This is a genomic window from Pseudoalteromonas sp. GW168-MNA-CIBAN-0100, assembly GCF_040309225.1.
Classification (GTDB): Bacteria; Pseudomonadota; Gammaproteobacteria; order Enterobacterales; family Alteromonadaceae; genus Pseudoalteromonas; species Pseudoalteromonas arctica.
Window position 1 is genome coordinate 1 of the sequence record NZ_JBEOOL010001100.1, and the last position, 236, is coordinate 236.

Sequence of the window (236 nt, forward strand, 5' to 3'; positions counted from 1 at the left end):
TTACTACGCTGGCACTTTGGGTACAAAAAGCCGAATGGTTTAAAGACTTACGCCAATGGTGGCGTAAAGCCGGTAAGAGTAACCTTAACTTCGACGGCATAAGCGGCGCAACCAAACGAGCTGGATCTTACACCATTAATTGGCAGGGCAATGATTTAGACGGTAACCCAGTAAAACCGGGTAAATACTTACTTAATATTGAAGTGGTACGCGAAGAAGGCGGCCGAGATTACAGC

The 236-nt window shown here is 46.2% G+C and carries 1 protein-coding gene; it reads left to right on the forward strand.

Translation table 11 applies throughout. The features are described 5' to 3' along the window. The coding region (locus AAEY62_RS24770; protein ID WP_350637149.1) for a DUF2271 domain-containing protein at positions 1–236 on the forward strand (236 nt) is incomplete at both ends.